The organism is Streptomyces sp. NH27 (genome assembly GCF_056859195.1).
Window position 1 is genome coordinate 1 of the sequence record NZ_JACEGK010000404.1, and the last position, 7,280, is coordinate 7,280.

A 7,280-nucleotide genomic window follows, 5' to 3' on the forward strand; every position below is an offset into this window, starting at 1 on the left:
GGCGCTGGGGCCGGCCCCGCAAACCGCGAACCGGTGAACCTTGCCGGTCGCGGCAGTACGCTCGGGGCCATGATCGTATGGCTCAACGGCACCTTCGGCGCTGGCAAGACGACCACGTCCCAGCTGCTCACCGAGATGCTGCCCGGCGCGCGGATCTTCGACTCCGAGTACGTCGGCTATATGATCCGGCCGTTCCTGACCGACAAGCCGGTGCGGGACTTCCAGGAACACCCGCCGTGGCGGTCGCTGGTCGTGCAGACCGCCGTCCAGCTGCTCGACTATGTCGGCGGCACCCTCGTCATCCCGCAGTCGGTGCTGGTCGAGGCGTACTGGACCGAGCTGTCCGGCGGGCTGGCCGAAGCCGGCGTGCCCGTCCACCACTTCGTGCTGCACGCCGATCCGGCGGAGCTGGTCCGGCGGATCGAGCAGGACACCGAAGGGGCGGCAGCGCGGCAGTGGCGGCTCGACCACGTCGCCGAGTACGAGGCGGCGCTGCCGTGGCTGCGCGAGGCGGGCACGGTCGTCGATACGGCCGGGACGCCGCCGGGGGACGTGGCGCGGCGGATCGCGGCGGAGGTGGCGGGCGCGGCGAACCCTTCGGAGGCGGCGAGCACGGCGAGCAAGACGGGCACAACGGGCACAACGGGCGCGGCCGCTGCGGCCGACCCGGTGGGCTGACCCGGCGGCGATCCCCGTACCGGTCCGCGTCCTGCGCCGGTCGTCACACCCGTCCGCTCGCCCGGGCCGCGACCCGCATCGCCCACGCCAGGCAGCCCAGCGAGGCCGTGCAGGCGAGGGTGCGGGCGACGTTCCAGTGCACCCACGTGGACTCGAACCGTTCCCGCACGGCGGCCAGATTGTGGACCTTGGCCGGGTCGCCGGCCTTCGCCAACTGGTCGTTCAGCGGCACGTTCAAGCCCATCGTGATCAGCAGCGACACCGTGTAGAGCGCGACGCCCGCGATGATCCACGGCAGCGCCGTACTTGCCTCGCCGCGCCGGTGCAGCGCGATCGCGATTCCGCCGAGCACCAGGGCGCCGCCGAACGCCAGGCTGAACCAGCCGTTCAGGATCGCCACGTTGATGCGCTGCATGGACTCCACGAAGGTGCGGTCGGACGACTGGCCGAGGCCCGGCATCACCGCACATGAGAACGCGAAGTACAGGCCGGCCATCAGCCCGGTGGTGAGGGTCGTGGCGAGCAGCGTCAGGCTGCGGAGATCAGTGGACATGGCAACTCTCTTGGCGGGGGCGTGCGGCGTGGCGGGAGACTGCGCGGCGGTGGGGGCATATGGCGTGTTGGGGGCGTATGGCGTGGCGGGAGGCTGCGAGGCGGCATGCGCGTATGGCGTGTTGGGGGTGTGGGAGGTGGAGTTCGTCGTCATGCAGTTGATTACAGTCGCCCGGTCCCGGTCCCGGCCATGGCCGAGAAACTCACCTGCATACGCGCGCGTCCACCGTCTACGCTGCGACGCATGCACCTGTACGCACACCTGACGTGCATCTGAGGGCGGCATGGACGCGCTGACCGACCTGCTCGACGGCCCGCGGGCGCGTGGCGCGTTCCTGCTGCGCTCGGTGCTGGCACCGCCGTGGGCGATCCGGATCGCCGACCGCGCCCCGCTGACGCTGCTCTACCCGGTCGACGGGGACGCGTGGGTGGTGCCCGATCGGGAGCCGCCGGTGCGGATCGGGCCCGGGGACATCGCGGTGGTGCGCGGCCCGGAGCCGTACACCATCGCGGGCGACCCGGCGACGCCGCCGCAGATCGTGATCCGGCCCGGCCAGGTGTCGCAGACCCCGGACGGCGACGAGCTGTGCGAGGAGATGGACCTCGGGGTGCGCACCTGGGGCGACACGGGTGAGGACACGCCGGGCGCGGGGGTACTGATCAGCGGGACCTACCAGATGGACGGCGAGGTCAGCCGGCGGCTGCTGGCCGCGCTGCCGCAGGTCCTGGTGCTGCCGGCGGACGCCTGGGACAGCCCGCTGCCCGCGCTGCTGTCGGCGGAGGTGATGCGCGACGAGCCCGGGCAGGACGTGATCCTCGACCGCCTGCTGGACCTGCTGCTCGTCGCGGTGCTGCGCGAGTGGTTCGGCCGGCCGGAGGGGGGCGCGCCGGGGTGGTACGCCGCGCAGGGCGACCCGGTGGTCGGCCCGGCGCTGCGGCTGCTGCACGAACGGCCCGCGCACGGCTGGAGCGTCGCCGAACTGGCCGCCGAGACCGGCGTGTCGCGTGCGGCGCTCGGCCGCCGCTTCACCGAACTCGTCGGCGAACCGCCGATGGCCTACCTGACGAGCTGGCGGCTGGCCCTCGCCGCCGACCTGCTGCGCGAGCCGGACGCCACCATCGCCGCGGTGGCGCGCAAGGTCGGGTACGGCAGCCCGTTCGCCCTCAGTGCGGCGTTCAAGCGCGTGCGTGGCGTCAGCCCGCAGGAACACCGCAGAACGCGCGGGCCGGGGAGCGCGGCAGCGGTGTCGTGACCGATCGTACCCATCGATCCGGCCGCACAATCCTCGGCTGACTGTTTAGTCTGGCCGTATGAAAGAGTGGGACCTCAAGAAGCTCCAGATCCTCCGTGCCCTGCACGACGCGGGTACCGTCACCGCCGCGGCGGCCGCCCTGCGGATGACACCGTCGGCGGTGTCGCAGCAGCTTGCCACGCTCTCGAAGCAGATAGGGACGCCGGTCGTCGAGGCCCGCGGCCGCGGGGTGCGGCTGACCGGCGCGGCCCACGTCCTGCTGCGCCACGCCGAGGTGGTCTTCGCCCAACTGGAGCGGGCCGGCGCCGAACTGGAGGGGTATGCCCGCGGCGACGCGGGCCTGGTCAAGGTCGGCACCATCGCCACCGCGATCAGCCGGCTCGTCGTGCCGGCCGCCGAGTTGCTGCGCCAGTCCGCGCCCGCGATCACGGTATCGGTGCGGGAGATCGAGGCCGCGGCGGTCTTCGAGGAATTGGCCGCGGGCGAGGTGGACGTCGCGGTGTCCCTCGCGATCGACGCGCCCACCGCCCGGGACCCGCGGTTCACGGTGTTCCCGCTGCTCACCGACCCGCTGGACATCGCCCTGCCGATCGGCCACCCGCTGGCCGCCACGCCCGGGCTGCGGCTGGCCGCGCTCGCCGAGGAGCCGTGGATCTTCGGGAGCGGTGGGCCGTGGCGCACCATCACGCTCTCGGCCTGCGCCGACGCCGGCTTCGTGCCGGAGCAGGCGCATGCCGCGGCCGACTGGCCGGCCATCTTCTCGCTGGTGGCGGCGGGCATGGGGATCGCGCTCGTGCCGCAGATGGCGACCGTGGGCGGATGGCGGCGTCTGGTCGCGGTCCGGCCGCTGGACGCGGACCGGCCGGTGCGCCGGATCGTGGCCGCGGTCCGCGCGGGCACGGAGGAGGGGGTGCTGGTGCGGCGGGTGATGGGAGCACTGCGGCACGCCGCTGAGTTGGACCCATTCGTGAAGTTGAACTGAAAGGAATGTTCAAAAAGTATCGATGGATCTGAAGTGTTGATGGGGGGAGGGTGGGGGCATGAATCGGAGCGAGGGACGAAGAGGGCCGGCTGGAAGTCGAACTCGAACTGGAGCAGGAGCAGGAGCAGGAGCAGGAGTGGGAGCCGGAGCCGCGGCGGCGGACATGAATGCGGCGCGGGCCGCGGAGATGGGGACGGGGAGCATGGAAGAAGGAGCGGCCTTCACCGCACTGACCGATTTCACCGGGGACGCCTTGCCGTACGGCGGGGGGAACCCGTTCGCGGACTATCGCCGGGCCGAGTTGCCCTTCACCGGGCTGGCGGAGCTGACCGACCGCCGGCTCGGTGCGGGCGTGGTCGCGGCCAACGACGAGTTCTTCGCCGAGCGGGAGAATCTGCTGGTTCCCGGGCCCGCGGTCTTCGACCCCGAGCGGTTCGGGCACAAGGGCAAGGTGATGGACGGCTGGGAGACCCGGCGCCGCCGCGGCCGCTCGGCGCGGACCCCGCACCCGGATCCGGCGGACCACGACTGGGCGGTGGTGCGGCTCGCGGTGCCCGGCGTGGTCCGCGGCATCGTGGTGGACACCGCGCACTTCCGCGGCAACTACCCGCAGTCCGTCTCGGTGGAGGCCGCCACACTCTCCCCGTCGGCCGGGCCGGAGGACCTGGCGGACCCGTCGGTCGAGTGGACCGCATTGCTGCCGCGGACCCCGGTCGGCGGCCACGCGGAGAACGCCTTCGCGATCCGCGTGGAGCGGCGCTTTTCCCACCTGCGGCTGCGCCAGCACCCTGACGGCGGAGTCGCGCGCCTGCGGGTGTACGGAGAGGTGGCGCCCGACCCGGCCTGGCTGGCCGCGCTCGGCACCATCGACCTGGTCGCGCTGGAGAACGGCGGCATCGTCCAGGACGCCTCCGACCGTTTCTACTCGCCGCCCGAGCACACCATCCTGCCGGGCCGCTCCCGGAAGATGGACGACGGTTGGGAGACCCGCCGCCGCCGGGACAGCGGACACGACTGGATCGATTACCGGCTGGTCGAGCAGGGCGTGATCCGGGCGATCGAGATCGACACCGCGTATCTGAAAGGCAATGCGGCCGGCTGGGCCACCTTGTCCATACGCGACGGAGAAGACGGGGAGTGGGTGCCGCTGCTCAACCGGGTGCGGCTGCACCCCGACACCGTGCACCGCTTCCTCGTCGACGAGGCAGCCCCGGCCACGCACGCCCGGATCGAGATCTTCCCGGACGGTGGCATCTCCCGGCTGCGGCTGTACGGCTCGCTGACCGGGCGGGGCGCGGCGCGGCTGGCCGAGCGGGCGGAGGCGATCGGCTGAGACGCCGCCCGGCCGGGACCACGGGAGTCGGCCGGGCGGACCTCACGGAAACGTCGGGCCGTGTCGTCGGTTGACGGGGGCGTGGGTCGGCGGTCGCGCAGGCACGAGGGTTGTCCGGTTGACGGTCAGTCGGGCCCGAGGGCTCGCCGGTTGATGGTCGCTCGGGCTCGCCGGTTTTCCGGTCGTTCGGTTGGCAGTTCTCCGGTCCGCGGGCCCGCCGGTTTTCCGGTTGCTCGGCAGCCCCACTGGCGCACTGGCGTACCGCCCCACCGGTTCGCGGGCTACCAGCTCACCGTCAGCTCGTCAGCTCGTCAGCTCGTCAGCTCGCGGGCCGGCCGTGGCCCGGGGCGCTCCGACCCGCTTGCCGGCCCGGGCTGCGTCCTGGTCCCAGCCGGTGCGTTCCGCCGGCCCGGGCCGCCTCCCGTCCCAGCCGGCGGCGTTCCGTGGGCCCGACGTGGTCACTCTGCGCCGAAGAGCGACAGCAGTTCGGTCTTGCCGAACACCCGGGCTGTCTCGATCGCGGACGGGGTGCCCGCGGCCGGGTCGGCGCCGGCCTCCACCAAGGCGCTGATCACATCCTGCTCGCCCTTGAACACTGCACCGGCGAGCGGGGTCTGACCGCGGTCGTTGACCCGGTCGACATCGGCGCCGCGCTTGATCAGGGCGTGCACCGCCGAAGCATGGCCGTGGTAGGCGGCGAGCATGACGAGGCTGTCGCCGCGGTCGTTCGTCAGGTTGGCGGGTACCCCCGCGTCGACGTACGCGGCGAGCTTGTCGGTGTCGCCCTGCCGGGCCAGGTCGAAGACCTGCGCGGCGAGTTGGAGGACCTCCGGGTCGTGCGCGGGCTCGCCGGTGGGCCCGGAAGCGGATGCGGGGTCGGGGCTGGACTCGGTCATGCCACCACCCTACGCAGGGCAACGTCCGCTGAAGAAGGAGATCACCACGTGCCGCGCCGGGGCGTCACCGACCTTGACGTCCAGCGGGACGCAGGCGCGGCCGTCACCGGCGACGAAGAAGGAGCCACGAAAGGAGGTGGGGCTGCCAGGGCAGGAGTGGAAGGAGACCGCGGGTGCGGGCGCGGAGCCGTACTCGCCGCCGAACTCCAGTCCGGCGCGGGCCCGCTGCTCGGCGCCGACGGTGACGGTGACCGTGGCGTCGGGGCGGACCAGGGTGTCGATGAGGTAGTGCCAGCCGCCGGAGTTCTGCCTGCCGTGGTCGTGCTGGTCACCGTCGGTCAGGCCACCCAGGCCCTGCCAGGTCAGCGGGCCGACGGTGATATCGGAGCCGCCGGGCGTCGCCGAGGCGTGGCCGGCGGTCGGATGGCCGGTCCCGGTGGCTGACCAGTCGGTGGGCTTGCCCGTAGGTGAGCCGGCCGGGTTGGTGGGGCGGCGCGGTGGAGGCGGGGAGCCTTCGCGCTGGACGAGGCCGTCGACGCACTCCACCGGCCGGGGATGGTCGATGCTGCCGACGGGTGGGGGTGCGGACGCCGCGGAAGGCGAAGCGGTCGCGGTCACATGAGAGTGGGTGCCGAAGGAGCAGCCGGAGAGCAACATGAGCGCCCCGCCTATGGCTCCGCCGACTCGCAACGCTCGTCCTGACATGGGCATCACTCCTCAGTCAGGACGGTACGTCCTCAATCCAGTGGCGACCAGACCACCAATTGCCGGACCAGTTCCGCGTCCCCGCCCACCCGCAGGGTGCCGCCGTCCCACCGGACCCGCCGGTAGAGCGACAGCAGCAACTCCTCGGCGGGTCCGGTGATCGAGGCGCCGGGCGTGGGACCGTCGCCTGGGCCGACGCGCACCGCGGAAGCACCGGTCGCGTCGAGTATCAGCGTCCAGGCCGGGCCCTCCTCGGAGACCAGGGCGACCCGGGCGGGGGCGTGCGGCCAGCCGTCCATGGTGCCGAAGCCGACGTGCAGGAGCTCGTCGACCGCGTCCACCGCCAGCGCCGGCGGCAGCGGTTCGGCCGGGCCCACCGCGTCCTGCGCGTCCCGCGCGTGCACCGCCGCCTCCTGCACCTGGTGGCGGGCGACGGCGCCCGCCGTCGCCGGGCTGCCCGACGTCGACCACCACGTCCAGCACTCCAGGTCCGGGCCGGCCGCCCGCAGCGCGTCCAGCAGCAGCGCGGTGGACCGGGCCGACCACGCCGTCAGTTCACCGGTCGGCGCTATGTCGTTGCCCACCGAGTCCGGGTCGGGCGGCCAGGTGGCCGGGCCCGCGGCGACAGCGGCCGCCCAGAAACGCTGCACCTGCCCGACGTGCGCCACCAGGTCGCGGACCGTCCAGTCCGGGCAACCCGGCACCCGGGCCTGCTCGTCGGCGGTCTCCACCGCCTTCCGCAGCGCGGCCGACCGGTCCTCCACCAGTTCCAGCCAGTCGGGAAAGCGCAGGGCCGGGAACGCCCCGGCGGGCGGCGGGGTGGGGAGCGGCGTCATGGGTACCGTTCTAGCAGCGGGCGCCGACAGCGGTGGCGCAACGGG

General features: G+C 73.2%; 7 protein-coding genes and 1 pseudogene. 4 read left to right on the forward strand and 4 right to left on the reverse strand.

Annotation, left to right across the window (positions count from 1 at the left end; all coding sequences use genetic code 11):
* Positions 1 to 69: 69 nt before the first annotated feature.
* Positions 70 to 573, forward strand: a pseudogene (locus AC13HU_RS27345) (AAA family ATPase); the annotation flags it as partial.
* A 148-nt stretch (positions 574 to 721) separates the two neighbouring features.
* Here the strand turns inward: AC13HU_RS27345 and AC13HU_RS27350 are convergent.
* Positions 722 to 1,231 carry an anthrone oxygenase family protein gene (locus AC13HU_RS27350; RefSeq protein ID WP_483044618.1) on the reverse strand — a complete coding sequence of 170 codons (510 nt, stop codon included), beginning with the start codon at positions 1,229 to 1,231 and terminating at the stop codon, positions 722 to 724.
* 283 nt (positions 1,232 to 1,514) lie between these two features.
* On the opposite strand from AC13HU_RS27350, the gene AC13HU_RS27355 reads away from it, so the two are divergent.
* From AC13HU_RS27355 to alc, 3 genes are all read left to right on the forward strand, one after another.
* Positions 1,515 to 2,483 carry an AraC family transcriptional regulator gene (locus tag AC13HU_RS27355; protein ID WP_483044619.1) on the forward strand — a complete coding sequence of 323 codons (969 nt, stop codon included), beginning with the start codon at positions 1,515 to 1,517 and terminating at the stop codon, positions 2,481 to 2,483.
* Positions 2,484 to 2,541: 58 nt separating this feature from the next.
* Positions 2,542 to 3,465 (forward strand): LysR family transcriptional regulator, encoded by a 924-nt coding sequence (locus AC13HU_RS27360; RefSeq protein ID WP_483044620.1) that lies wholly within the window; start codon positions 2,542 to 2,544, stop codon positions 3,463 to 3,465.
* Between the two features lie 202 nt (positions 3,466 to 3,667).
* The gene (gene alc / locus AC13HU_RS27365) at positions 3,668 to 4,798 is read left to right on the forward strand and encodes an allantoicase (RefSeq protein ID WP_483044621.1); all 1,131 of its coding nucleotides are present in this window, start codon (positions 3,668 to 3,670) and stop codon (positions 4,796 to 4,798) included.
* A gap of 458 nt (positions 4,799 to 5,256) precedes the next feature.
* Here the strand turns inward: alc and AC13HU_RS27370 are convergent, their stop codons facing one another.
* From AC13HU_RS27370 to AC13HU_RS27380, 3 genes are all read right to left on the reverse strand, one after another.
* Entirely contained in the window at positions 5,257 to 5,694 is a 438-nt protein-coding gene (locus AC13HU_RS27370) for an ankyrin repeat domain-containing protein (protein WP_483044622.1), read from the reverse strand.
* Positions 5,695 to 5,703: 9 nt separating this feature from the next.
* Positions 5,704 to 6,399: a hypothetical protein gene (locus AC13HU_RS27375; protein WP_483044623.1), complete on the reverse strand. Its 696-nt coding sequence runs from the start codon at positions 6,397 to 6,399 to the stop codon at positions 5,704 to 5,706.
* Between the two features lie 32 nt (positions 6,400 to 6,431).
* A partial coding sequence (locus tag AC13HU_RS27380; RefSeq protein ID WP_483044624.1) for a maleylpyruvate isomerase family mycothiol-dependent enzyme occupies positions 6,432 to 7,280 on the reverse strand: 849 nt, incomplete at its 5' end.